The 24,412-nt window shown below is 64.9% G+C and carries 22 protein-coding genes; 7 read left to right on the top strand and 15 right to left on the bottom strand.

The genetic code is table 11. The features are described from left to right. The first annotated feature begins 192 nt into the window (after positions 1-192). On the top strand, positions 193-1,329 hold the full coding sequence (locus ACQP1T_RS11190) for an epoxide hydrolase family protein (RefSeq protein WP_433759869.1): 1,137 nt from the start codon (positions 193-195) through the stop codon (positions 1,327-1,329). Positions 1,330-1,500: 171 nt separating this feature from the next. Continuing rightward, positions 1,501-3,663, top strand: a complete 2,163-nt coding sequence (locus ACQP1T_RS11185) for a hypothetical protein (protein ID WP_433759868.1) — start codon at positions 1,501-1,503, stop codon at positions 3,661-3,663. A gap of 192 nt (positions 3,664-3,855) precedes the next feature. Here the strand turns inward: ACQP1T_RS11185 and ACQP1T_RS11180 are convergent, their stop codons facing one another. The 8 genes from ACQP1T_RS11180 to ACQP1T_RS11145 all read right to left on the bottom strand — a co-directional run bounded on the left by ACQP1T_RS11180 (position 3,856) and on the right by ACQP1T_RS11145 (position 10,771). Next, positions 3,856-4,305 carry a DUF350 domain-containing protein gene (locus ACQP1T_RS11180; protein WP_433759867.1) on the bottom strand — a complete coding sequence of 150 codons (450 nt, stop codon included), beginning with the start codon at positions 4,303-4,305 and terminating at the stop codon, positions 3,856-3,858. Between the two features lie 29 nt (positions 4,306-4,334). After that, on the bottom strand, positions 4,335-5,498 hold the full coding sequence (locus tag ACQP1T_RS11175) for a glutathionylspermidine synthase family protein (RefSeq protein ID WP_433759866.1): 1,164 nt from the start codon (positions 5,496-5,498) through the stop codon (positions 4,335-4,337). Then, positions 5,498-5,995: a hypothetical protein gene (locus ACQP1T_RS11170; protein WP_433759865.1), complete on the bottom strand. Its 498-nt coding sequence runs from the start codon at positions 5,993-5,995 to the stop codon at positions 5,498-5,500. The genes ACQP1T_RS11175 and ACQP1T_RS11170 overlap by 1 nt, the downstream gene beginning before the upstream one ends. A gap of 520 nt (positions 5,996-6,515) precedes the next feature. Beyond that, the gene (locus ACQP1T_RS11165; protein ID WP_433759864.1) at positions 6,516-6,794 is read right to left on the bottom strand and encodes an acylphosphatase; all 279 of its coding nucleotides are present in this window, start codon (positions 6,792-6,794) and stop codon (positions 6,516-6,518) included. Beyond that, complete coding sequence (locus tag ACQP1T_RS11160; protein ID WP_433759863.1) at positions 6,794-7,264, bottom strand: OsmC family protein; 471 nt, start codon at positions 7,262-7,264, stop codon at positions 6,794-6,796. Before ACQP1T_RS11160 ends, ACQP1T_RS11165 begins: the two co-directional genes overlap by 1 nt. A gap of 104 nt (positions 7,265-7,368) precedes the next feature. Then, positions 7,369-8,076: a response regulator gene (locus ACQP1T_RS11155; protein WP_433762140.1), complete on the bottom strand. Its 708-nt coding sequence runs from the start codon at positions 8,074-8,076 to the stop codon at positions 7,369-7,371. A gap of 38 nt (positions 8,077-8,114) precedes the next feature. Further along, positions 8,115-10,616 (bottom strand): ATP-binding protein, encoded by a 2,502-nt coding sequence (locus tag ACQP1T_RS11150; protein WP_433759862.1) that lies wholly within the window; start codon positions 10,614-10,616, stop codon positions 8,115-8,117. Continuing rightward, positions 10,613-10,771 (bottom strand): hypothetical protein, encoded by a 159-nt coding sequence (locus ACQP1T_RS11145; protein ID WP_433759861.1) that lies wholly within the window; start codon positions 10,769-10,771, stop codon positions 10,613-10,615. The genes ACQP1T_RS11150 and ACQP1T_RS11145 overlap by 4 nt, the downstream gene beginning before the upstream one ends. A 195-nt stretch (positions 10,772-10,966) precedes the next feature. Here ACQP1T_RS11145 and ACQP1T_RS11140 point away from each other — a divergent pair, with 195 nt between their 5' ends. From ACQP1T_RS11140 to ACQP1T_RS11125, 4 genes are read left to right on the top strand one after another with little or no spacing between them, the layout of a single operon-like run. Beyond that, the gene (locus ACQP1T_RS11140; RefSeq protein ID WP_433759860.1) at positions 10,967-11,236 is read left to right on the top strand and encodes a potassium-transporting ATPase subunit F; all 270 of its coding nucleotides are present in this window, start codon (positions 10,967-10,969) and stop codon (positions 11,234-11,236) included. Beyond that, positions 11,237-12,907, top strand: coding sequence for a potassium-transporting ATPase subunit KdpA (gene kdpA / locus ACQP1T_RS11135; protein ID WP_433759859.1), 1,671 nt, complete (start codon positions 11,237-11,239; stop codon positions 12,905-12,907). A gap of 1 nt (position 12,908) precedes the next feature. Beyond that, positions 12,909-15,041 (top strand): potassium-transporting ATPase subunit KdpB, encoded by a 2,133-nt coding sequence (gene kdpB, locus ACQP1T_RS11130; protein WP_433759858.1) that lies wholly within the window; start codon positions 12,909-12,911, stop codon positions 15,039-15,041. A 1-nt stretch (position 15,042) separates the two neighbouring features. Continuing rightward, positions 15,043-15,930 carry a potassium-transporting ATPase subunit C gene (locus ACQP1T_RS11125; protein WP_433759857.1) on the top strand — a complete coding sequence of 296 codons (888 nt, stop codon included), beginning with the start codon at positions 15,043-15,045 and terminating at the stop codon, positions 15,928-15,930. Between the two features lie 79 nt (positions 15,931-16,009). On the opposite strand, the gene ACQP1T_RS11120 is transcribed toward ACQP1T_RS11125, so the two are convergent. From ACQP1T_RS11120 to ACQP1T_RS11110, 3 genes are all read right to left on the bottom strand, one after another. After that, positions 16,010-16,195 (bottom strand): hypothetical protein, encoded by a 186-nt coding sequence (locus tag ACQP1T_RS11120; RefSeq protein ID WP_433759856.1) that lies wholly within the window; start codon positions 16,193-16,195, stop codon positions 16,010-16,012. Positions 16,196-16,276: 81 nt separating this feature from the next. Then, the gene (locus tag ACQP1T_RS11115) at positions 16,277-18,415 is read right to left on the bottom strand and encodes an amylo-alpha-1,6-glucosidase (protein ID WP_433759855.1); all 2,139 of its coding nucleotides are present in this window, start codon (positions 18,413-18,415) and stop codon (positions 16,277-16,279) included. Next, a complete protein-coding gene (locus ACQP1T_RS11110; protein ID WP_433759854.1) occupies positions 18,412-19,608 on the bottom strand; it encodes a glycosyltransferase family 4 protein in 1,197 nt (398 codons plus the stop codon). Before ACQP1T_RS11110 ends, ACQP1T_RS11115 begins: the two co-directional genes overlap by 4 nt. A 338-nt stretch (positions 19,609-19,946) precedes the next feature. Between ACQP1T_RS11110 and ACQP1T_RS11105 the strand changes: the two genes are divergently transcribed. Beyond that, the gene (locus tag ACQP1T_RS11105) at positions 19,947-20,228 is read left to right on the top strand and encodes a hypothetical protein (protein ID WP_433759853.1); all 282 of its coding nucleotides are present in this window, start codon (positions 19,947-19,949) and stop codon (positions 20,226-20,228) included. Between the two features lies 1 nt (position 20,229). On the opposite strand, the gene ACQP1T_RS11100 is transcribed toward ACQP1T_RS11105, so the two are convergent. The 4 genes from ACQP1T_RS11100 to ACQP1T_RS11085 form a co-directional block, all read right to left on the bottom strand. Next, entirely contained in the window at positions 20,230-20,679 is a 450-nt protein-coding gene (locus ACQP1T_RS11100) for a carboxymuconolactone decarboxylase family protein (protein ID WP_433759852.1), read from the bottom strand. Positions 20,680-20,744: 65 nt separating this feature from the next. Further along, a complete protein-coding gene (locus tag ACQP1T_RS11095) occupies positions 20,745-22,283 on the bottom strand; it encodes a PstS family phosphate ABC transporter substrate-binding protein (protein WP_433759851.1) in 1,539 nt (512 codons plus the stop codon). A gap of 108 nt (positions 22,284-22,391) precedes the next feature. Next, entirely contained in the window at positions 22,392-23,291 is a 900-nt protein-coding gene (locus tag ACQP1T_RS11090; protein ID WP_433759850.1) for a hypothetical protein, read from the bottom strand. Positions 23,292-23,337: 46 nt separating this feature from the next. After that, the gene (locus tag ACQP1T_RS11085) at positions 23,338-24,411 is read right to left on the bottom strand and encodes a PHP domain-containing protein (RefSeq protein ID WP_433759849.1); all 1,074 of its coding nucleotides are present in this window, start codon (positions 24,409-24,411) and stop codon (positions 23,338-23,340) included. Position 24,412 lies beyond the last annotated feature (1 nt).

Raw genomic sequence — 24,412 nt, 5'->3', positions numbered from 1 at the left:
GGCGATCGGACGGAAACCAACGACTGACCGCGCCATAGGCGGCTACTGACATCTGCGGCGGATGGCACGACAGTGGACGGGTCGGGATGCGCGGGCTTGGTGTCGCAGAGCGCTCTCAGGCTTGAAACGGAATGATCCGTTCTGCTACTGTTCAAACAGAACGAAGTATTCCGTTTCCAAAGGAGATTCGCCATGAGCACCATCAAGCCCTTCCAAGTCGACATTCCCCAGACCAAGCTCGACGATCTGGCCGACCGTCTGCGCCGCTCCCTGTGGCCGGGCGAACTGCCCGGCGTCGGCGACTCCTACGGTGTGCCCGAGGATCGGGTGCGCGGCCTGGCGCAGTACTGGCTGGAGAGCTTCGATTGGCGCGCGCTCGAGGCGAAGCTGAACACCTACCCGCAGTTCACCACCGAGATCGACGGCGAGAACATCTACTTTCTGCACATCCGGTCAGCTCGCGCGGACGCGCTGCCGGTGATCCTCACCCACGGCTGGCCCGGCTCGGTGCTCGAGTTCCTCGACGTCATCGAGTCGCTGACCACACCGGACTCTGCTGAGGACCCCGCCTTCCACCTGGTGATTCCGGCGCTACCCGGCATGGGCTTTTCCGGCCCGACCCACAGCACCGGCTGGACCATGCGCCGCGTCGCCAAGGCCTGGATCGAGCTGATGGACCGGCTCGGCTACCACCGCTTCGGTGCGATCGGCAATGACGGCGGCTCGATGGTCTCCCCGGAGATCGGTCGCCTGGCACCGGACCGGGTAGTGGGTGTCCATGTGACACAATTGTTTTCGTTCCCCTCCGGCGATCCAGCCGAGTTCGTCGACCTCTCGCCCCAAGATCTGGCGGCGCTCGAACACCTGAAGTGGTTCCAAGACAACAAGATGGCCTTCAACATCCTGTGCAGCCAGCAGCCACAGACGCTGGCCTACGCGCTCTCCGACTCGCCGATCGGCTTGCTGGGATGGAACGCACAGCTCTTCGGTGAGAGTCTGGACGCCGATTTCGTCATCGGCAACATCGCCCTCTACTGGCTGACCGGCACCGCGGCCTCCTCGCTCCGCTACTACTACGAGGAAGCACACAACACCGACCGCCCGACCGGCTCGACCACGACCCCCACCGCACTGGCCATGTTCAAGGGCGATTTCCAGTCGATCCGCCGGTTCGCCGAGCGCGACCACAGCAACATCGTCAGCTGGAACTCCTACGACGCGGGCTCGGCCATCGGCGGCCCCAACGATGCCGCAGGTCACTTCGCCGCACACGAGGCACCCGAACTACTCGTCGGCGACATCCGACAGTTCTTCGCCGAACTCAGCTGAATTCCAGCCGCGCGAGACAGGCATTCGGCATCACGATGGGTCACGGCTGAACCGGACTGAGTGGGTCACCCGCACTTTCCCGGTGGATTGATGCGCGGCGCGAGAGGGGGTGAGAGGGTATGCGGCGCGGAGTTGTCGCGGGTACAGGGCATGACACTACGGTGGGGTGACATGGATACCGTCGCCGTGCCGAAGTTGGTCGACGTCGCGCCTGCGCGGGTGGGCGGGGCGGGGCGGGGTGTTCTCGGGGTGGCGTTGGGTTTTGTGGTGGTGCAGTTGGGGATTCGGGGGTGGGTGGCGGGGAGTGGGTTTTTCTATTGGGACGATCTGATTTTGGTGGGGCGGTCGGGGAGTTATTCGCTGTGGTCGGCGGATTTGCTGTTGTACAACCATGATGGACACTTCATGCCGTTGGCGTTTGCTACGGCTTGGGTGGTGACGGCGATTGCGCCGTTGACGTGGGCTGGGCCGGTGGTGTCGCTGGTGGTGTTGCAGTTCGCGGCGTCGGTGGCTGTGGTGCGGATGCTGGTCGTGCTTGTAGGAGTGCGGTGGGCGATTCTGGTGCCGCTGGGGTTTTATCTGTTCTGTCCGCTGACGCTTCCGGCGTATGCGTGGTGGGCCGCCGCTCTCAATGCGCTGCCGCTGCAATTCGCGCTCGCTTGGGTGATCGGCGATGCGGTGCGGCTCGTCGAGACGGGCCGGCGGCGGTATGCGGTCTCGGGGGGCGTGGTGTTGGGGGTGGCGCTGCTCTTTTTCGAGAAGTCGGTGATTGTTCCGTTCGCGGCATTCGCTGTTGCGGTGCTGGCTCGGCATGTCGACGGTCTCGGATCCGCGCTGCGGGTGGTGGCGCGGCGTGGGGCGCCGCTGTGGGGTTGGTCCGGGGTGGTGATCGCCTGTTGGCTGGCCGGATATCTGACGGTGGTGGATGTTTCGGCGGTGCATACCAGTCCGGCGGAATTGCGTGACTTATTGCCCGGCGCAACGTCATTGGGAATTGTGCCGACACTGTTCGGCGGACCGTGGCGTTGGGAGCGCTGGTTGCCGTCGACGCCGTGGACGGATCCACCGAGTTGGGCGGTCGTGCTGGCGTGGGCCGCATTGTGCGCGCTCGTGCTGCTGACGCTACGTGCCCGGCTTCGGGTGGGCCCGGTGTGGGTGACAGCGGCGGTATACGCGCTCGTCGCCCAACTGCCGGTCGCATTGGCCCGCAGCGGCCCGAACACCGCCGCCGAACTGATGCAGTCCCTACGCTATTTCGCCGATATCGCGGTGGTGCTGACCGCAGCGGGTGCGCTGATCGTGCGTGCTCGACCGCGCGATCAGGCTCCGGCGTTGCTTCCAGACGAGCGCGGCCGCACCGCTGAATTGCTTCCCGGTTTCGATGATCTCGCGCGTCCGCTCCGAGACGGCTGTGCTCCTGTGCCGCACGCAGATTCGCGTCGCCACTTCCCTGGCCGCGTTCGTGCGCTGTTTGCAGGTCCACATGGCCACGCCGCCGCGATGCTTCCCGACCCGCAACACGACGCGACCATCCCGCAGGACCACACACCGCCACAGACTCCCGGCGCGGCTGTGCCACACAGCGAGACTCCCGCACCGCCCCCCGATTCGCGTGACGGAGCGAGCACGTCACGTAACCACGATGTCGCAGCGGGGTGCGGGGTTGGTTGGCGCACATCGGGATTCGCGCTCGGTTCGCAGGTTGCGACTGTTTTGGGGGTGGCGTTTTTGGTGAGCAGTCTTTGGTCTACTGCGGCTTTTGTGGAGTCTTGGCGGGTTAATCCGACGAGGGCATATGTGATGAATGTGAAGGGGGCGCTGGGGAGGGGCGATGGGGTGCCGTTGTTGGAGCAGGAGGTGCCGTGGGATGTGTTGAATCCGACGGCTTATCCGCAGAATCTGGTCAGTCGGGTGCTTGCGCCGGTTGCGGGGCCGACTACGTTTGCTGATTCGACTCCGCGGCTGCGGATGATCACCGATCGTGGGGAGATCGTCGAGGCGGCGGTTTGGTGGAATCGCAGTATTGTGCCTGGGCCGGAGGATGGCTGTGGGTATCGGATTCGCGGTCCGCGGCCGAGCGATGTTCCGCTCGACGGACCGATGCTCGAACACGAATGGACTGTGCAGCTCAACTATCTGGCCAACGAAGACGGACGGATTACCGTGTCGTTCGAACACGGCGAGCCCGTGGGCGCGCCGGTTCGCAAGGGGTTGAATACCGTCTATGTTCGCGTGGTCGGCAGCGGGTCCATGCTCCGAATCAGTCCTCGCACAACAGGACTCGAGCTCTGCCTAGGCGTTGGGCCTGTTGGAGTCGCCTCCTACGACAACTGACCTCCGGACCTAAAAATGCCTACGGCCTGTTGGATTCGCTGCCTCGCCCCCCGCATCCCACCAGAAAGATTCAAGCTCACCGCTGATCTTTCATCGTCAGGACCGCTTGAACTCGCCACCTCGCGCGCCTGCAGTGAACGCGTCGCTCGCCCGGCGCGAAGACCAACATGCGGCATTATTGCGCCAGAGGAACTACAGAATGGCGAATGCGACCACCAGGCCGAGCGCGAAATGCGCGGCGGCCACCACGAGCACCTCGGTTGTGTACACATCGGATTGCAGCGCCGCACCGATATCGATGCCGAGTGCGCGCTCGATGACCCGCACCGAGATCACCTGCGCGATAATGCCGACCAACCCGTAGACGCTGGCGGCGATGAGTCCCTCGGACAGTTTGCCCGCCGAGGCGTAGGTCGCCAGCACCACGATCAAGGCCATGCTGACCATGCCCGCGGCGGTGACGATGATGGCATTGGGTTTACCCGCGGCGACCAGCGCGCGCAGCTTGCCCGGTGTGGTCAGATCGATGGCGTAGAAGCCGATGAGCATGAGGGCCAAGCCGACGATGGCGTAGCAGACGATCGCTCCAACACCGGTGCCGAGCGAGTTCCAGTAACCCGATTCGAGGGCAACTGCGGTCATCGTGATCCTTCCGAGGTGGGGTCGCGTAGTTACTGCGTAATGCGGTGCGGGACAAAGGCCGAGCCGTCGTCGGTGATCAATCCAGCGGTTTCGCGAATCCCGAGTCCGGCCGCGTTGTCGCCGACGATCCAGGCACCGAGAACCGGACGCATATCGTCGAATTCCGGTAGCGGGTCCAGCAATTGGTAGACGAAACCCTCTTCGCCGTAGACCCCGCCGGTGGCCGTCTCCAGACCCGCACCGACAATGGTCATATTCGCACCCTCGCGCCCGAGCTTCGGCTTGCGAATGTATTCGGTGAGTTCATTGGGCTGATCGAGATAGGCGGGCAATAGATTCGGGTGCCCCGGATACATCTCCCACAGGATCGCGAGGATCGCCTTGTTGCTCAGCAGGGTCTTCCACAGCGGCTCGACCCACATGGTCTGCGGCAGGCTCGCGACCACGCGCTTACCGAAATCGTCGTCGAGCACCCACTCCCAGGGATAGAGCTTGAAAATCGCGTCGATCGAGCCCTCGGCCAGATCGACGAAACGCTCCAGCTCGCTATCGAATCCGACCTCCTCTATCGGTAGCGCGATGGTGTCGAATCCGGCCTCGGCCGCGGTCTCCTGCATATACGCGGTGGTGACATTGTCCTCACCGGTGGCATCCGCACCCGACCAGGTGAAATGCAATTGCGCCGAGGGCAGGATGTCGCGCAATTCGGTCCAGCGCTCGACCAGCTTCTCGTGCAGGGAATTCCACTGATCGCCGTCGGGATAGAGCGCGGTGAGCCAGTGCCACTGCACAATCGCCGCCTCTAACAGTGAGGTCGGGGTATCGGCGTTGTACTCCAGCAGTTTCGCCGGACGGCGCGCGTCGTAGCGCAGATCGAAACGCCCGTAGACGTATGGGTCATTGCGCTTCCAGGATTCCGCGATCGGCCCCCAACTCCATTCGGGCAGACCGAAATCCTTGTACCGCTCGGTGAGCACGACATGCTCGACGGCATTCAGACACATCGAATGCAGTAGTTCGACATCGGCCTCCAGCGCGAGGATCTCCGACATCTCGAACTCGTAATGCACCGATTCATCCCAGTACGGCCGGGGCAGACCGCTCGCATCACGCCCGGGCGAACCGTAGACCAGGCCCTGGCCCTCGATGATCTGTTGCCAGCCGGGTCGCGGAGTTGCGCGCACGCGTCGCATTACGAACCCCCGCCGCTCTTGCTGCTGGTGCCGAGACCGCCGCGGGTAATGGTGCTGCCGCCCTTGGTCGAGATCTGAGCGCCCTTGGGCTGCACCGTGGTTCCGCCGGTCGGCGGTTTGCCGACGGTGTTGTTGCCGCCGTAGTAGTAGCGGTACTGGTGCCCGTTGTAGATGAAGATCCCATTGCTGCCGGTGTAAGCGCCGGTCGTGCCGGATCCGACCGCGGTCGAGGCGACCTGGCAGTCGTCATCGGGTGCGACGACCTCCTGACCGTTCTGATCGATCACGGTGCAATAGGCGGTCACCTGATCGGGTTTGGTGATCGCCCGATACGCGAGATAACCGCCGCCGACCAGACCAGCGACACCGACAATCGCGACACCACCGATGAGCACGCGCTTGCGGGTGCGCTTCTTTTGCTCGGTGGCGGCCGTCGCGGCCCGCTGCGCCTCCTCCGCGCGCTTACGCGCCTTGTCACGCGCCCGCGCCTCCGCCACCGTCGGCGGACGCGGCTGGGTGACACCGGGCTCTTGTCGCTGGACACTGCCCCTTTGCGGCGGGCTCCCGAACCGCCGCGGCTCGCTGCCAGGCGCAACCGGTCCGTCGTCCGGCGCGCCAGACCCACCCGGCATAACAGGGCCGCCGCCCGCGCCGGATCCGGCATCCGCAGAACCAGCTCCACCACCCGGTGTGCCAGACCCAGCACTCGCCGAACCAGACCCGGAACCCGGCGAGCCCGACTCACTGCCGAGCGACCCGGACCCGCCACCCGCAGAACCAGATCCACCACCTGGCGAACCAGACCCGGGATCCGCAGAACCAGCTCCACCGCTCACTGAACCAGACCCACCACCCGGCGAAAGCGGTTGCGCCGGTGCGTCTTCAAACCCCGCATACCCGCCGGACTCAGGCCCATCAGGCGTCGACGCCCCCGGCTCCGGCGGAGTCCGCCCCGCGTCGTCTCCCGCCCCCGGCCCGCCGGTACTCAACGATCACATCGCTCGGTCGTCGAAACCACTACCGCTCCTCGAATCCGGACAAATCTCCCCGCGCGGGCTCCCAGCTTTCCACAACAAGGTCGACCCGACCAGGAGTATCTCCAGAACGCAGAAGATCCAGCAACATTTCGCATGCGGGCCGCGGACCTTCGGCCACCACATGCACCCGACCGTCGCGCGCGTTGGTGGCGTGTCCGAGCAGGCCGAGCGCCAGCGCCCGCGAGCGCGTCCACCAGCGGAAGCCGACGCCCTGCACGTAGCCGTGCACCCACGCGCTGAGCCGAACCGTTTCCGGCATCACGCGTCGATGGCGTCGATATCGAAGGTGAGCGTGACCTTGGCACCGGCCTTCAGCGTCCGGCCGACGGTGCAGACCTTGTCGATGGCGCGCTGCACGGTGACCAGCAGTCGCTCGCGGGCCTGCTCGTCCAGTTCGCTGAGGTCCAGCTCGAACACCTCGTCGAGCTGCGGGTACACCTCGTTCTCGCGGTCGGCGTCGCCGGAGACGCGAATGGTCGCCTCGAAGGTGTCGCCGAGCTTGCGCGAGAGCGGGAAGTCCGCGCTCAGTCCGGAGCAGCCCGCCAAGGCGATCTTCAGCAGTTCACCGGGGGTGAAGGCCCCTGGTACGCCCTGCGACGCGATCAATACCTCGGCGCCGCGCGAGCTGCGGCCGGTGTACGCCCTGGTCCCGGTGCGCTCGACCCACAGGGTGGTCGGCTCGGTCGCAGCGGTGGTCGGGGTCGCGGATGCGGTGGTCTGGTCAGCCATGGTCTGATCCTGCCATTCTCGAAACGGAACACTCACCCCCGCCAACGCCGCGCGAGCGTGAGCCCTTCCGCGAATGGCCACCTCGAACGGTGATCTCGCAGACATCACTCCTGGAAGCGGTACCCCATTCCGGCCTCGGTCAGCAGATGCTTCGGATTCGACGGGTCGATCTCGAGCTTGCGTCGCAACTGCGCGAGATACACCCGCAGATAATGCGTTTCGGTGGCATACGACGGCCCCCACACCTCGCGCAGCAGCTCGCGCCGCCCGACAAGTTTGCCGCGGTTACGCACCAGCATCTCGAGCATGCCCCATTCGGTCGGGGTCAGATGCACCGGTTCACCGTTCTTGGTGACCTTCTTCGCGCTTAGGTCGACGGTGAACGAGGAGGTCACGACCACCGGATCGGGGGCGTCGGTATCGGTCGCGCCACGGCGGACCGCGGCCCGCAGCCTGGCGAGCAGCTCATCCATGCCGAACGGCTTGGTGACATAGTCGTCCGCGCCCGCGTCCAGCGCTTCCACTTTGTCGGTCGAATCGGTGCGCGCCGAGAGCACGATCACCGGTGTCGCCGTCCAGCCGCGCAGCCCGGCCAGTACCTCGATGCCATCCATATCGGGCAGACCCAAATCCAGGATGACCACATCGGGATGCTTATCGGCCGCCGCGCGCAATGCCGCCGCGCCGGTGCCCGCGGTGATCACCTCATAGCCGCGCACCGACAAATTGATGCGCAGTGCCCGGACGATCTGCGGTTCATCATCGACCACAAGCACCTTGGTCGACGGTGCTTGCTGCTTGTTGTCGGTCATCACGACTTCCTGTGCGGTCCGCGGTGTCGTTGTGCTCGTCATCGACTGCTCACCCCGGTTTCATCGGCAGGCAGGTCCACGATCATCGTCAATCCTCCGCCCGGTGTCGGTTCGGCATGCACGGTGCCGCCCATCGCCTCGACGAATCCGCGCACCACCGAAAGGCCGAGCCCGACCCCCGTGGTGTTGTCACGATCGCCGAGCCGCTGGAACGGCTCGAATAATTGCTCCTCGGTGCCCGGCGGGACACCGGGACCGACATCGATCACGGCTATCGACACCCGGTCGCCGTCGTGTTCGGCGGTGACCCGTACCGGCGTATCGCGCGTCGAATGCCGCAGCGCGTTATCGATCAGATTGGCAAGCACCCGCTCGAGTAGGCCGCTGTCCGCCCGCACCGAAACCTCGCCGACCTCGACCTTCACCCGATCCATCGCCGCGCGCCGCAGCCCGCGCGCGCCCATCCCGACGCTGACCAGCGCCTGGTGCACGACCTCGTCCATGTACACCCGACGGAACTGCGGCTGCACCACACCGACCGCCAGGCGCGAGGAGTCGAGCAGATTGCCGACCAGCGCGGTCAGCTGATCCACCGATTCCTCGATGGTTTCCAGCAATTCGACGGTGTCCTCGGGCGAGAACTCGATGTCGTCACTGCGCAGACTGGAAACCGCTGCCTTGGCACCGGCCAGCGGTGTACGCAGATCGTGGCTCACGGCGGACAGCAGCGCCCGACGCAACCGATCGGCCTCGAGCAGAGCCGCCGCGGCGCTGGCCTCCTCGGCCAACCGGGACTGGCGGACCAGCCCGGCCGCCTGATTGGCGACGGCGCTGAGCACCGGACGGTCGGTCGCGGCGAGTGGACGTCCCGCCAACAGCAACCAGCTCGTCGCATCGCCCGCCTGGATAGCGGTTTCGGCCTCGGACGCCCGCTGCGGCGGACTCGTGCCGACCGCCGCTATCACCTCGTCACCGCACTGCATGCTGACCGCGCGCAGCCCGTAGGTCTCGCGGACCTGTTCGAGCAGGTTGGGCAGATCCGCACCGTGCAGCACGGCACCGGCGAACAGGGTCAGCAATTCGGCCTGCTGGGAAGCCCTGCGCGCCTGACGGGTCTGTTTGGCGGCCACATCGACCAGCGCCGCGACCGCCACCGCCACGATCAGCAACACCACCACCGTGACGAAGCTGTCCGGTTCGGCAATGGTCAGGCTGTAGCGCGGATCAACGAAGAACCAGTTCAACAGCATGCCCGACAGCAGCGCCGAAAGTGCCGCTGGCACAACGCCGCCCAATAATGCCACCGCGACGACACCGATGAAGAACACCGCGCTGAGACCGCCGAGTTCGAGATAGCCGTCCAGGAAGGAACAGATCACCGATACCGCCGCGGGCACCAGCGCCGCCGCGAGCCAGGCCCGGATCGGCTGACGCGGCATCAATGAATAGCGACGCAGCCCGCGGTTGGCCTCCTCGTGCGTGACCATGTGCACGTCGATCTTTCCGGAGGCCTGCACCACGGCCGAGCCGATGCCCTCGTCGAGCATGCGGGCCCAGCGCGAGCGCCGGGAGGTGCCGAGCACCAGCTGGGTCGCGTTCACCTCGCGGGCGAATTCCAGCAGCGTATTCGGCACATCATCACCGGTGACCGTGTGCAGCGAGGCATCCAGGCTGGCGGCCAATTCCCGCAGCCGATTCAGCCGTTCGGTCGACACCCCGGCCAACCCGTCGCCACGCACCACATGAAGCAGCACGAGCTCGGCACTGGATTTGGTCGCGATGCGGCTGGCCCGGCGCACCACGGTTTCCGATTCCGGACCACCGGTCACCGCGACGACCACGCGTTCGCGCGCCTCCCACAGCTCGGTGATCTTGTGGTCGGCCCGGTATTTCGCCAATGCGGCGTCGACCTGGTCGGCCAGCCACAGCAGCGCCAATTCGCGCAGGGCGGTCAGATTGCCGGGCCGGAAGTAATTGCGCAGCGCCGCGTCGACCTTGTCGGCGGCGTACACATTGCCGTGCGAAAGCCTGCGCCGCAACGCTTCCGGCGTGATATCGACGAGTTCGACCTGGTCGGCGCTGCGCACCACGGCGTCGGGCACGGTTTCCTTCTGCTGGATGCCGGTGATCTGCTCGACGACGTCGTTGAGGCTCTCCAGATGCTGCACATTGACCGTCGAGATCACATCGATGCCCGCGGCCAGCAAATCCTCGACGTCCTGCCAGCGCTTGGCATGTTTGCTGCCCGGCGCGTTGGTGTGCGCGAGTTCGTCGACCAGCACGACGGCCGGTGCACGGCGCAGCACCGCTTCCACATCGAGTTCGGGCAGGGTCGTGCCGCGATACTCCACCATGCGCGGTGGAATCCGCTCTATCCCCGCCAGCAGTTCCGCGGTCTTGGCTCGACCGTGTGTCTCCACTACCGCAGCTACCACGTCGCGGCCGCGTTCGAGTCGGCGATGGGCCTCGCCCAGCATGGCGTAGGTCTTGCCGACCCCCGGTGCCGCACCGAGGTAGATGCGCAGTTGGCCGCGTTTCACTCGTCCATCATCGCGCGATACGGCGTGTCACCGAAGATCCGTGCCCGTTCTGTCGTGGCATCCGAATCCCGTCCCTCCACAATGATGGAAAGCGCGCGAATGACCAGCGCGCTCGAGACGAATACAACGATCAACGCGACGGCAGCAGCCGACATGACGATCCTTCCACCAACGAATAGGAAACCGGTCGCGCTGGCATCCCCCGCCTGGCCGGTCGATGAATTTCTACTCCCGTACCGGCCGTCTATCTGGATCTTTACGGTGTGTTGACGGGTTATCCGCCTACCTTGACGGCATCCTTTCACTCGGGTCCCGAGCCATACCCGTAAACGAAGCGTCAATGCTCATCAATGGGCCGCCAAGAACCCGTAAACAACCTTCGCACCAGCTCGAATGACCGCTTGACTCGCCATGTCGCACGCCATACCGGCGGCGCCAATGGAGGTTGTGTAAATGTCTGTCGTGGTGTTCACGGTGCTCACCGTGGCGATCTTCGCGCTACTGGGCCTGCTCCAGCGCGGGGTGGAAAAGCTGTGATCGCGAACCTGATCGGTCTGGTCCTCGCCGTCCTCATCGCCGTCTACATGGTGGCGGCGTTGCTGTTTCCCGAGAGGTTCTAGTTGAACACGACCACCGCGGGGATCGCCTTCGTCGCATCCCTGATCATCGCGCTCGCCTTGGTCCATGTGCCGCTCGGTGACTACATGTTCCGGGTCTACAACGCCAGCAAGCACTCCCGTGCGGAGCGGGTGATCTATAAGGCCATCGGCGTGCAGCCCGAGGTCGAACAGACCTGGGGCGTCTACGCCCGCAGTGTGCTGGCGTTCTCGGCGGTCAGCGTTCTGTTCCTGTTCTTCCTGCAACTTGTCCAGGGCAAGCTGCCGATGCACCTGCACGATCCGGGCACCGAGATGACCCCGGCGCTGGCCTGGAATACCGCGGTCAGCTTCGTGACGAATACGAACTGGCAGAACTACTCCGGTGAATCCACCCAGGGCCACCTGGTGCAGATGGCCGGCCTCGCGGTGCAGAACTTCGTCTCGGCGGCCGTCGGCATCGCGGTGGCGGTCGCGCTGGTGCGCGGCTTCGCGCGCAGGCATACCGGCGATCTCGGCAACTTCTGGGTGGATCTGGTGCGCGGCACCATTCGCATCCTGCTGCCGCTGGCATTCGTGTTCGCGATCATTCTCGTCGCCGGTGGCGCGATCCAGAACTTCCACCTGCACGATCAGGTCGCGCAGACGCTGAGCGGCGGCGAGCAGACCATTACCGGCGGCCCGGTGGCCAGCCAGGAGGTCATCAAGGAACTCGGCACCAACGGTGGCGGGTTCTACAACGCGAACTCCGCGCACCCCTTCGAGAATCCGACGACCTGGACCAACTGGCTGGAAATCTTCCTGCTGCTGGTGATCAGCTTCTCGCTGCCGCGCACCTTCGGTCGCATGGTCGGCAGTAAGAAGCAGGGCTACGCGATCGTGGCGGTAATGGGCACGATCGCGCTGATCAGCGTCACCTTGCAGAACGTGTTCCAACTGCAGCACCACGGCACGGTGCCGACCGCGATCGGCGCATCGCTCGAGGGTGTCGAAACCCGTTTCGGCGTGGCCGATTCCGCGACCTTCGCCACCGCGACCACGCTGACCTCCACCGGCGCGGTGGATTCGTTCCACGATTCCTACACCAGCCTGGGCGGCATGATGACGATGTTCAATATGCAGCTGGGTGAGGTCGCGCCGGGCGGCACCGGCTCGGGTCTGTACGGCATGCTGATCCTCGCGGTGATCACCGTCTTCGTCGCGGGGCTGATGGTCGGTCGCACACCGGAATATCTGGGCAAGAAGATCACGCCGCGCGAAATCAAGCTCGCCGCTTCGTATTTCCTGATCAGCCCGCTGATCGTGCTGGTTGGCACGGCGGCCGCGATGGCCATGCCCGGTCAGCGCGCGGGCATGCTCAACTCCGGACCGCACGGACTCTCGGAAGTCTTGTACGCCTTCACATCCGCGGCGAACAACAACGGTTCGGCCTTCGCGGGTCTGACCGGGAATACCGAGTGGTACAACACCGCGCTGGGCCTGGCCATGGTGTTCGGACGCTTCCTGCCGATCATTTTCGTACTGGCTCTTGCCGGTTCGCTCGCCCAGCAGGGTCAGACCCCCAAGTCCATCGGCACACTGCCGACGCACCGGCCGCAGTTCGTCGGCATGGTCGTCGGCGTGACGGTGATCCTGGTCGCGCTGACCTTCCTGCCCGCACTCGCACTCGGGCCGCTCGCCGAAGGAATCCACTGATATGTCCACTGCGACAACCGAAATGACCGCCCATTACAAACGTGGCGTTCGCAAAGGTGTGCTCGATCCGAAGATGCTGCTGACCGCCATTCCGGACGCGGTGCGCAAGCTCGACCCGCGCACCATGTGGCGCAACCCGGTCATGCTCATCGTCGAGATCGGCGCGGTCTGGTCGACCGTGCTCGCGCTGGCCGAGCCGACCTTCTTCGCTTGGGCGATCGTCGTATGGCTCTGGCTCACTGTTATTTTCGCCAATCTGGCCGAGGCGGTGGCCGAGGGACGCGGTAAGGCACAGGCCGATACGCTGCGGAAAGCCAAGACCGACACGATGGCTCGGCGTTTGGTCGACTGGTCACCGGGTGCGCGAATCGTCGAGGAGAGCGTCGGGGCTCCGGCGCTGCGACGCGGCGACTACGTCATCGTCGAGGCGGGCCAGGTGATTCCCGGCGACGGCGACGTGGTGGAAGGTATTGCGTCGGTGGACGAATCGGCCATCACCGGCGAATCCGCGCCGGTCATCCGGGAGTCCGGCGGCGACCGTTCGGCGGTTACCGGCGGCACCACGGTGCTGTCCGACCGCATCATCGTCAAGATCACCCAGGAGCCCGGTGCGAGCTTCATCGACAAGATGATCGCGCTCGTGGAGGGTGCGTCGCGGCAGAAGACACCCAACGAGATCGCGCTGAATATTCTGCTCGCCGCGCTGACCATCATCTTCGTCTTCGCGGTTGCGACCTTGCAGCCGTTGGCGATCTTCTCGAAGTCGAACAACCCCGGGGTTGCGGACACTTCGGCACTGGACGTGCACGGCGTCACCGGCATCGTGATGGTCTCGCTGCTGGTGTGCCTGATTCCGACCACCATCGGCGCACTGCTTTCGGCCATCGGCATCGCCGGTATGGACCGCCTGGTGCAGCGCAATGTGCTCGCCATGTCCGGCCGCGCGGTAGAGGCCGCCGGTGACGTGAACACCCTGCTGCTGGACAAGACGGGCACCATCACACTGGGCAACCGGCAGGCCTCGGAATTCGTGCCGATGCCCGGCATTCCGGATGACGAATTGGCCGATGCCGCACAGCTTTCCAGTCTGGCCGACGAAACCCCCGAGGGTCGCTCCATCGTGGTCTACGCCAAGCAGGCGTTCAACAAGCGCGAGCGCACACCGGGTGAGCTGACCGGCGCGACCTGGGTGGAATTCACCGCCCAAACCCGCATGTCGGGGGTGAACCTGCAGGACGGACACCAGCTGCGCAAAGGCGCCGCCAGCGCGGTCACCGAATGGGTTCGCGCACAAGGCGGGGACGTACCGGGCGATGTCGGCGTGATCGTCGACGGGATCTCCGCATCCGGCGGTACGCCGCTGGTCGTCGGCGAGGTCAGTGCCGGCAAGGCTCGGCTGCTCGGCGTCATTCACCTGAAAGACGTTGTGAAGCAAGGCATGCGGGAACGCTTCGACGAGATGCGGCGAATGGGCATCCGCACGGTGATGATCACCGGCGACAACCCCTTGACCGCCAAGGCGATTGCCGATGAGGCCGGTGTGGACGACTTCCTCGCCGAGGCGACGCCCGAGGACAAACTCGCACTGATCAAACAGGAGCAGGACGGCGGCCGACTGGTCGCGATGACCGGCGATGGCACCAATGACGCTCCGGCCCTTGCCCAAGCCGACGTGGGCGTCGCGATGAACACCGGCACCTCGGCAGCCAAAGAGGCCGGAAATATGGTCGATCTGGATTCGGATCCGACCAAGCTCATCGAAATCGTGGAGATCGGCAAACAGCTGCTCATCACCCGCGGTGCGCTGACCACGTTCTCGATCGCCAATGACATCGCCAAGTACTTCGCGATCATTCCCGCGCTGTTCGTCGCGCTGTTTCCGGGGCTCGACCTGCTGAACGTCATGCGACTGGCCAGTCCGCAGTCGGCGATCCTTTCCGCGGTCATCTTCAATGCGCTGGTCATCATCGCACTGATCCCGTTGGCGCTGCGCGGTGTGCACTATCGGCCGAGCAATGCGTCGAAACTGTTGAGCCGCAACCTGACGATCTACGGTCTCGGCGGAATAGTCGCGCCGTTCATCGGCATCAAACTGATCGACCTCGTCGTCCAACTCCTCCCCGGGATGTCCTGATATGCGTATGTCAACTTGGATCAGGCAGCATCTGGCCGCATTGCGTGCGCTGCTCGTGCTCACCGCGATCACCGGAATCGCCTATCCCGTCGCGGTTTTCGTGATCGCTCAGCTGCCCGGGCTGCACGATAGGGCGGACGGATCGCTTATCACGGTGGACGGCGAAATCGTCGGCTCCAGCCTGATCGGGCAGTCGTTCACCGATAAGGACGGCAATGCGCTGGTGCAGTACTTCCAGAGCCGCCCGTCGGCGGCGGGCGACGGCTACGACCCGCTGTCCGCCGCCGCGTCCAACCTCGGCCCCGAGAGCATTGTCGACACCCTCGACGCCGATCCGGCGAAAGTGAAGTCGAGTCTGTTGTCGATCGTGTGTGCGCGCAGCAAGGCGGTCGGCGACCGTGAGGGGGTCGACGGCAGCCGTCCGTTCTGCACCGAAAATGGTGTCGGCGCGGTGCTTTCGGTAATCGGACCGAGTGACGTCGCTGGCGATGTCTCGCATCCGGTGCAGGTCGTGAGTGTCAACGAGGCGTGCCCGGCGAAGCCGTTCCTGGCGACCTACAAGGGACTCCGAGTCGATTGCGCAAATCCCGGTGCGGACTACTCGGTCGGCCGGATCGTCCCGATCATCGGCAATATTTCGACCGACACACCGGTGCCCGCCGATGCGGTCACCGCCAGCGGCAGTGGTCTGGACCCGCACATCTCGCCGCAGTACGCGGCCATTCAGGTGGCGCGAATCGCCAAGGCCCGCAACATCCCCCAGGATGAGGTGCGCGCACTCGTCGACGCACACACCGATGGCCGGACCCTCGGCTTCCTCGGTGAACCGCGGGTGAATGTGGTCGAGCTGAACCTCGACCTCGATAAGCGGTACCCGTTCCCGGGCTAGCGACCCGAGCGCTCATTCCCGAGCGGCATCCAGCAAATCTGCTGGCATGCCGCGGGAATGGGCGCTCGGTCGGTTCTGTTCAGTTGTCCTCGACGCAGGCGAAGCAATACGCCGACGCGGCGAGATACTGGTGGCATTCCGGACCATGGCCCGCATGCGTACTGCAGATGAAACGCGCCAGGTCGAGATCGAGATCCATGGGCTCGGCACTGCAATCACGGTGCTGAGTGCTCCACAGATCCCGGCGATCCAGTGATGTCTGCATTGTGCACCTCCAGCCTGCTGGTATTCAGTGGAGAAGCAAACCGATATCGTTGCGGTGGTGGATTACCCGATCCGGCGCCGCTCATCGCGTGATCTGCCAATCATCGGGCAGCCGCACCGTGGTGACCTGATCGCCCTCGGCCTCGATATCAACGGTCGCCGAACCCAATCGCAGATCGCTCAGCGTGACCGTGCCCCACTGCGGCGGCAGTTGCGGTCTGACAGTGAGCGTGCGCGACGGCGCGGCCGGATCCAGTCCGAGAAACGAGCGCACCAGCAATAACGGTGCCGCGCTTGCCCACGCCTGCGGTGAGCAGGAAGTGGGGTACGGGACCGGAACCGCGAACTGATCGCGCGGAAATCCGCAGTACAGCTCGGGCAACCGACCACCGAAAGATGCCGCAGCATCGAGCAATCCGCCCGCCAGCCGGGTGGCGAGCTCGACCGCGCCCGGCACCTGCCGGTAGCGCAGCAGGCCCGCGACGGCGATCGCGGTATCGTGCGGCCAGATCGATCCGCAGTGATAGCTCATCGGGTTGTACGCACCCATCGACGAGGCGAGTGTGCGCAGCCCGAAGCCGGAATCCATTTCGGGACCGGAGAGCCGCCCGACCATTTCGGCGGCGTGCTCGTCACTGGCGATGCCGGTCCAAAGACAGTGCGCCACATTGCTTGTCAGCGCGTCGACCTGCCGTTTGCGGCCGTCGAGTGCGACCGCGTACCACCCCTGTTGCGGCAGCCAGAACTGTTCGGCGAATTTGCCGCGCAGTTCGGCGGCCCGCTCGCGCAGCCGGGTCGCGGTGCGCTGATCGTCGAAGGCCTCGGCCAACTCCGCGCGGGACAGCAGTGCGGCATACGCATAGCCCTGCACTTCGCACAGCGCGATCGGCGCCTCGGCGAGATGTCCTGCGGCATCGTTGATTCCGTCGAAGCTGTCCTTCCAACCCTGGTTGATCAGGCCGCGATCGGTGGCACGACGATATTCGACGAAGCCGTCGCCGTCCCGATCGCCGTAATCGGTGATCCACCGCACCGCGGCATCCGCGGCGGGCAGCAGATCCCTGATCACCTCCGAATCCGCACCCCACCGGTGACATTCGGCGAGCAACATGATGAAAAGCGGTGTGGCATCGGCGGTTCCGTAGTATGTACTGCCACCGAGCACATGCCCGCTGGCCGGGCCGCGCCGCATCTCGTGCATGATCCGTCCGGGCTCCTCCTCGGTGAGCGGATCGACGCACTGCCCTTGCAATTCGGCCAACTGCTGCAAGGTGCCCAACGCGAGATCCACTTCCAAAGGCAGCGCCATCCACGCGGTGAGCAAACTGTCGCGGCCGAACAGGGTCATGAACCAGGGCGCACCCGCGGCGACGAACGGACGGCCCTCACCGGATTCGTCGTGAATCTGCAACGCGCCCAAGTCGCTTTCCGAGCGTCGCAGTACCTGGTTGAGCACCGGATCCGCGGAAATGATCTTCGTCGCGGTGTGGCGCCACGCCGCCATCTTGCGACTCGGTGCGCTGAGCCCATGGTGCTCCCCCGGCGCCAATGGCGCCTGGACGCGCTGATTACCGACGGTCGGCTGGGCCACGATCTCGGTCTGCCAGCGCTCGCCGGGTAGCACGACCACCCGCCAGAGCAGGGTACCGGGCAGAACGGCGGGCTCGACGGTCGCCGAAACCGTGAGCCCGCGCATCCGATCGGTGCGGTCGTGCAACAGCAACTCGCCCTCGGCCACGGTGACCTCGGCGCGGCCGTGCGCCACGCGGCCCTCCTTGACCGCGAACAGATCGACGAAATCCGCGTCGACATGCAGTTCCAAGGTGACCGCGGTGGCCTCCCGACCCATATTCTCCAGGGTCAGAATCTCGTGCATGCCATCGGCGATGAGGCGTTCGCGCACCACGAGCAGAGTGCTGTCGGCCTGTCCGGCCTGCGGTGGCCGACGCAGCACGAATCTGGCGGCGAACGCCTCCGGGCTGAGCACCGACAGTGATTCGGCGGGTTTGCCGTCCACCAGCAGTTCCCAGCGGGAGATGACGCGGGCGTCGCGGAAGAACAACCCGTGCGGGTGTCCCGGTTCGACATCGCCGAGCCGATTCGACAGGCAGAAGGTCCCGCCCTCGACCAAGGTCACCGAACTGCCGCAACCGCCGAGACCGGTCGGCTCACCGGAATTCAGCGGTGCGGGATTCGACGCGGCGCAGGCGTCTGCGGTCATACGTGTTCGCTGGCGGGAATACGGACCGGCACCGTCTCATCGAGCAGCAGTGCCGCGCGCGCATGCCGCCGCGAACGCAGGAGCTGGTGATAGACCTGCTCGTAGCCGCGTCCGAGCGTTCCTGCGCCGAAGTTCGCCTCGACGTGCGCGCGGCAGGCGGCCGGATCCAGCTGGCTCGCCTCGTGGATCGCGGCGGGCAGTTCGGCGGGATGATCACAGATCCGTCCGGTCACGCCATCGACGATGACCTCGGCAACGGCGCCGCCGCGTAGCGCGACCACCGGTGTGCCGCAGACCATCGCCTCGATCATCACCATGCCGAACGGTTCCTCCCAATCGATGGGGAACAACAGGCAGCGCGCATTCGCGAGCAGTTTGCGCTTGGCCGACGCATCCGCGAGTCCGAATAGATGATCGCGCTCAGTGATCAGTGGGCGCACTTGTTTCTCGAAATACGCCCGCTCGGCGGCCTCACTGCATTTGCCCGCAAGCACCAGCGGAATACCGGCCTCATGCGCGGCTTGCAATGCCAGATGCGTGCCCTTGGTCGCGGTGAAGCGGCCGAGAAACAGTGCGTAGTCGCCTTTTTCGGTTTGGTACGGCCACTGATCGACATGCAGTGCATTGTGTACGCGACCGACCCAATTCAGATCGGGCGCCAATTCGCGCTGCCGATCGCTGATGGCGACCAACGACACTTCCTGACCCAATTCGCGGTAGTAGTGGTAGCAGTCGCCCTCATCGACCGGCCCGTGCACGGTCACCACTGTCGGTAAACCCAGGCCCATATACGCCGGGGCATTCAGTGGTCCGGCAAAGGTGTGGTCGTGCACGAGATCCACGCCCGAGGTGGCGGCGACCTGTTCGATCGCCCTTCGCACCTTCAGAGCGTGCACGACCTCGGGAAACGGCTCCCCGAGCCGTTCGGGTAGTGCGCGATCCCAAACCGGAACGAATTTCGCCGTGGTGCCGGGTTCACCGGCGCCGAACAATGTCACGTCGTGCCCGCGTGCGACCAGTGCGTCGACCAAATCGGCGACTACGGCCTCGACTCCGCCATAGGCCTTCGGCGGTACGTCGAAGTATGGCGGAACAACCATCGCAATGCGGAATCGTTCACCGACGTGATCGGTAGACAGCAAATCCGAAGCGGCAATGGGCGCCGAATTCGGCGCGATTAGACCTGCGCTCATGACCATCCTTCCAGGGACAACCTTGTGCACATCCACCCAGCACTTCGGTGCGCTGGGCGCCGAACGTGTTGGCCGCCGCGGCGGAGGTGAAGACTGGAGCCTGCACCGCCGTCCTATGAAGGCTTGGTTGGCCTGGTCACGCCGGTTGGCATGAACAGGGGGGCCGCACACAGACGTACCTTATTTCTGGGTGTTCAAACCACGCAGTCGGTCTGAAATCTCAGCATTTGGGATAAAATAGCGCATTATCCGGGCTTGATATCGAGGCGACTCACCCCATCAAGGGGACTTATCGCGAGAGGTCGATGCGGGAGTATCGGTGGCGCCATAATATGCGCATGTTCGATCCCATCACTCTTGCTGTCGGTGCCGGAATCGCCGGTGTCGGCTGGGCGCTCGGGCGGTTCAGCAGGCGCTCGGCCGCCGGATCGGCGGTCGCCCGGTGCGGCTGTGGCCACGACCTGGCGCTGCACGATCCGGAGGCGGGCACCTGCCACGCCGAGCTGGCCCGCAAGACCTACGGCGGGCCCGTATGGGTGCAGTGCGGCTGCCGCCGCTACACCGGTCCGGTCCCGGTCGAGGATTACTTCACCCGACCGATCATGCCCTCGGACGACTGACTCACGAACCGTCCACCGACGCGGGCTGCATGCGCAGCGGCACCCCGATCCGGTTCCACAGGTTGATCATCGCGGCGACCGCGACCAGACCGGCCCGCGCACCCTCGTCGAAGTTCTTCTCCACCTCGGCCCAGATCTCATCGCTGACACCGTGTTCGCCGAGTCTGGTGACCGCCTCCGCGTAGGCGAGGGCGGCCCGTTCGGCCTCGGTGAACTTCACCGACTCACGCCAGGCATTGAGGTAGTAGATCCGCTGTTCGGTCTCGCCCGCCATCCGCGCATCGGTGGTGTGCATATCGATGCAGAACAGGCAGCCGTTCATCTGCGAAACGCGGATCTTCACCAGTTCCCGCACCGTCGAATCCAGCGGTCCGCGGCGGATGGCCTGTTCGGCGGCGTACCAGGCCTGGTAGATCTCCGGTACCGCCTCGGCCAATCGCATACGTGACATGAATTGTCCTCTCTCGAAATCGCTTACCCGAGTAGGACGAGATAGCCGCCGGATCTGTGACATCGTCACGAAGACGGCAGGCAGCGGGCCCGGTCGGGCAGCTCAGCGCACGGCTCGTTGCCATGCTCGCGCAACACATCCTTGCCGGTCAGATCCGTCAAGAAGTGCAGGAAGCTCGCACCGAGCGAATCGCCGGGGAGTTCACCGTAGCTGTACGCGTATTCCACGCCCCAGAACGGATAGCTGCGGTTGACGGCGGCATCACGACCCGCCGTTACGCCATTGATGGTCAGAGTCGTGGCTCCGGCCTTGACCGCCTCGGAGAACTCGCTGTAGCCGATCGCACCCGGGATGTCGCCGACCGCCTTCTGCATATCCTTGGTGACCTGCACATCGCAATATCTGGCCGTCGCGGGTGCGCCATCCTTGATCGCGACGCAGCTGACATGCGGCCGATCCGGCTGCGGACCGCCGAGTACCCTGCGCTCCAACGTATTTCGGGTGCCGGATCCCGGTATCCGATTGACCAAGACAACCGGCAAGTCGGCACCACCGACATCGCGCCAGTTGGTGATCCGGCCCTGATACAGATCCTGGATCTGGGCAACGGACAGGTTGGTGACGCCGATATCCTTGTGCACGATCATGGTGAACAGCGACAGCGCCAGCGGCCGGTCCAGCAGCGGTTGGTAGCCATCACCTTTCGGTCCGTCGCTGATCGTGAGCAGATCCGGATCGCCCTTGCCCTCCTCGGCGAGCCGATCGAGTCCGCGTTCGGTGCCCTCGAAGCCGAAGGTGAATTCCGCCCCGGTGCAACGCTTCCCGTACTGCGCGGCGGCATCGCGGATGACCGGTTCGAAGGCAGAAGAGCCGACCACCGTGAGTTTGCCCGTGGCACAATCCAATGGCGTCGGATCGGGCGCCAGCACGGAGACCAGGAGCTGAACGACGATCACCACGACCAGAAAGGCCGTGAGCGCCACCATCACTCGTGAAATGCCGGTGCGGCTCTGGGTTTCGATGACCCGCCCACCCTTGACGCCGCCACTCAGCTCCGGTGCCGGATTCTCCCCCGTGCCCTCCGAACGTTGCAGGATGGCCAGAATCTTGTAGTGGTCGCCGCGATTGAGCGGCACCTTCGGCAGGTCGATGACGCCGATATGTCCGGCCGTGTCCTCGCGAACCGTGATACCCGAATCAAGGTCCAGTGAGTCGGCCAGACCCTGGTCGCTCAGCTCGGTCACCGCCATGCCGATGACCCGGCGCTGCGGAAAGTTCAGATGCAGGCCGACCCGGCTCGCCTCCGGCGCCTGGTAGTCATGCGTGTCGATCGGTGTCGCACCGCTGTTTTCGATGCGGACCAGCACCACCGACAGATCCTTCAGCGGCGGGCTCACACCATCTTGCGCGGGGCGCAGCTGCGGCAGCACCCCGGGAAAGACCGATTCGATCTCACCGGTGACCGGGGTATCCATCTGGACCCGATAGCCGAGTTCCTTGCGTCCGACGAAGACGAACTCCCACAGGAACGCGATGATCGGCACCGCGATACCGATGAGTCCGAGCACGATTTCGATCGGAAAGCCACCCACCGGCGCCGCCACCCCCAAGAGATCTTTGTGTCAACCATTCTCGAACGTCATCGGGCATCCTCCCAGATGCCGCACGAGTATTCGACAACAGTTAACCCGGTGGTCAACCTGGCCGGACCGTCAGAAGCTGCCGCCGAAACAGCCGGAATGACCACCGCCAAAACCGGAATGACCCGATCCGTAGTCGCTGCCGTGAATGCCGTAGATCCCCTTGCGGCCCGTCGACCGGGGCTTGTTGGGGTCGCGCGGAAACGGTTCGATTTCGGCACCGGTGAGCGCCTGCCAACCAGCCACCTCGGTCTGATACTTCTCCCGGAGTGCGCGGCCAGTTTCCAGCGCCCACATCACCGAGGTGTACGGGTGCACAGCGCGTTCGGCCACCAGCTCGGCCTGGACCTCGGCGGGTGTCAGCTCGACCGGCTCGCCCTCCGAATAGGTCCGGTCGAGGCTGGTCTGGTAGATCCAGAAGCTGCGATCGCCGGAGAGTTCCTTGATCTGGTAGGTCCACCGCGGATCGGTGGCACTCGCCACGGCCTGCTCGCGCCGTAGCCGTGCCTGTTCTTGTTCGCGCTTCAGTCGTTCCTGCTCTTGTTTGCGGTACCGCTCCTGATACTCGGACAGATCACCGGCTCGGTTCCGATATTCCGCCAGCGCCGCGTCGAACTCGGCCAGCAGTTCGGCCTCGGCCTGGCTATATTGCCTGCGCAGCAACCGATTTCGGCGCGCATGTCGCAGGTGCCATTGCAGCCGACCGCGCCAGGGTGGCTGTAAATGTAGGCTGGCCCGTCGCTCCTTTTCCTGCAACGCGTCGATAGTCGTCAGCAGGCGTTCGGTCGCGGCGAACCAACGGTTGCAATCCGCATCGGTCGCCTCGATATCCCGAGAATAAGCGGACCGCTTGGAGCCGGGCTCGACGGCGCACGGCAGATCACTGTTCTCGCTGATCCGGGCACCGATCACATTCACCGTCCACGCGCCCACCAATATCCCCAGTGACGTCACATGCACTGCGCGGCCCATCGCACCACCCTGCCGAATCGGAGGCGACTACACATCCACTCTACGATCAGACCACGTCCGCCGCGCCCGATTCGGTCCAGGCGAGCAGCTGCTCCGCTGGCCAGGTATTGATAACCCGTTCCGCCGCAACATCGTTCGCGACCGCTCGCTCACAGCCGTAACCCAGCCAGTCCAACTGACCAGGGGCATGCGCATCGGTATCGATCGAGAAATAGCAACCCATCTCGACCGCCATCCGCAGCAGCCGCGACGGCGGGTCGAGCCGTTCGGGACGGCTGTTGATCTCCACCGCCGTGCCGTAGCTCCGGCACGCCTCGAAGACGAGCTCGGCGTCGAAACTCGACTCCGGCCGCAGACCGCGCTGCCCCGCGATCAGTCGACCGGTGCAGTGGCCCAGCACATCCACATTCGGATTCGCCACCGCATACACCATGCGCTTGGTCATGGACTCGCTGTCGGCACGCAGATGCGAATGGACGCTGGCGACAACGATATCGAGTTCGGCGAGCAGATCACTCTGCTGATCCAATGTCCCGTCATCGAGGATGTCCACCTCGATCCCGGTGAGAATTCGGAACGGCGCAACTCGTTCGTTCAGCTCCGCGACCACATCCAACTGCCGCCGCAACCGGTCGGCCGAGAGCCCGTTGGCGACGGTCAACCGCGGCGAATGATCGGTCAGCGCACAGTATTCGTGGCCGAGTGCGGCCGCGATGCCCATCATCTCCGCGATCGGACTGCCGCCGTCGGACCAGTCGGAGTGGGTGTGCAGATCGCCGCGCAACTGTGCCCGCATGGGCTTGCCCGGCGCCCCGATGGGTTGCGCGGCCTTGCGCAGATCGCTCAAATACTCCGGGACCGCACCGGAATACGCCTCTTCGATGACGGCAGCGGTTTTCGGCCCGATCCCCGCGAGTTCTTGCCAGCTGTGCGCCGCGCGATGGGTCGCCCGTTCGTCCTCGGATAGCTGCGCCACGATATCGGCGGCCCGCCGGTAGGCCTTCACCCGATGTGTTTGCGCCCGTGCGCGTTCCAGCCAGAAGCCGATCTCGCGCAGCGCCTCCACCGGACCCGGAGCATTCCCCGGAGCCGGAGCGACGATCGAATCGTCTTCCGCCACA

Source organism: Nocardia sp. CA-135398 (assembly GCF_050955845.1).
GTDB lineage: Bacteria > Actinomycetota > Actinomycetes > Mycobacteriales > Mycobacteriaceae > Nocardia.
Note: the sequence above shows the minus strand (reverse complement) of the source record. Positions and strands in the feature narration are given on the sequence as shown.

Excerpts from the sequence above, each read along its gene's own strand:
- ACQP1T_RS11090 (WP_433759850.1), bottom strand. The coding sequence starts at position 23,291 with ATGGGCCGCGCAGTGCATGTGACGTCACTGGGGATATTGGTGGGCGCG.
- ACQP1T_RS11185 (WP_433759868.1), top strand. The coding sequence starts at position 1,501 with ATGGATACCGTCGCCGTGCCGAAGTTGGTCGACGTCGCGCCTGCGCGG.
- ACQP1T_RS11115 (WP_433759855.1), bottom strand. The coding sequence starts at position 18,415 with ATGACCGCAGACGCCTGCGCCGCGTCGAATCCCGCACCGCTGAATTCC.
- ACQP1T_RS11120 (WP_433759856.1), bottom strand. The coding sequence starts at position 16,195 with ATGCAGACATCACTGGATCGCCGGGATCTGTGGAGCACTCAGCACCGT.
- ACQP1T_RS11105 (WP_433759853.1), top strand. The coding sequence starts at position 19,947 with ATGTTCGATCCCATCACTCTTGCTGTCGGTGCCGGAATCGCCGGTGTC.
- ACQP1T_RS11155 (WP_433762140.1), bottom strand. The coding sequence starts at position 8,076 with ATGACCGACAACAAGCAGCAAGCACCGTCGACCAAGGTGCTTGTGGTC.
- ACQP1T_RS11175 (WP_433759866.1), bottom strand. The coding sequence starts at position 5,498 with ATGCGACGCGTGCGCGCAACTCCGCGACCCGGCTGGCAACAGATCATC.
- ACQP1T_RS11190 (WP_433759869.1), top strand. The coding sequence starts at position 193 with ATGAGCACCATCAAGCCCTTCCAAGTCGACATTCCCCAGACCAAGCTC.
- kdpB (WP_433759858.1), top strand. The coding sequence starts at position 12,909 with ATGTCCACTGCGACAACCGAAATGACCGCCCATTACAAACGTGGCGTT.
- ACQP1T_RS11125 (WP_433759857.1), top strand. The coding sequence starts at position 15,043 with ATGCGTATGTCAACTTGGATCAGGCAGCATCTGGCCGCATTGCGTGCG.
- ACQP1T_RS11165 (WP_433759864.1), bottom strand. The coding sequence starts at position 6,794 with ATGCCGGAAACGGTTCGGCTCAGCGCGTGGGTGCACGGCTACGTGCAG.
- ACQP1T_RS11180 (WP_433759867.1), bottom strand. The coding sequence starts at position 4,305 with ATGACCGCAGTTGCCCTCGAATCGGGTTACTGGAACTCGCTCGGCACC.
- ACQP1T_RS11110 (WP_433759854.1), bottom strand. The coding sequence starts at position 19,608 with ATGAGCGCAGGTCTAATCGCGCCGAATTCGGCGCCCATTGCCGCTTCG.
- ACQP1T_RS11160 (WP_433759863.1), bottom strand. The coding sequence starts at position 7,264 with ATGGCTGACCAGACCACCGCATCCGCGACCCCGACCACCGCTGCGACC.
- ACQP1T_RS11140 (WP_433759860.1), top strand. The coding sequence starts at position 10,967 with ATGGGCCGCCAAGAACCCGTAAACAACCTTCGCACCAGCTCGAATGAC.
- ACQP1T_RS11100 (WP_433759852.1), bottom strand. The coding sequence starts at position 20,679 with ATGTCACGTATGCGATTGGCCGAGGCGGTACCGGAGATCTACCAGGCC.
- ACQP1T_RS11145 (WP_433759861.1), bottom strand. The coding sequence starts at position 10,771 with ATGTCGGCTGCTGCCGTCGCGTTGATCGTTGTATTCGTCTCGAGCGCG.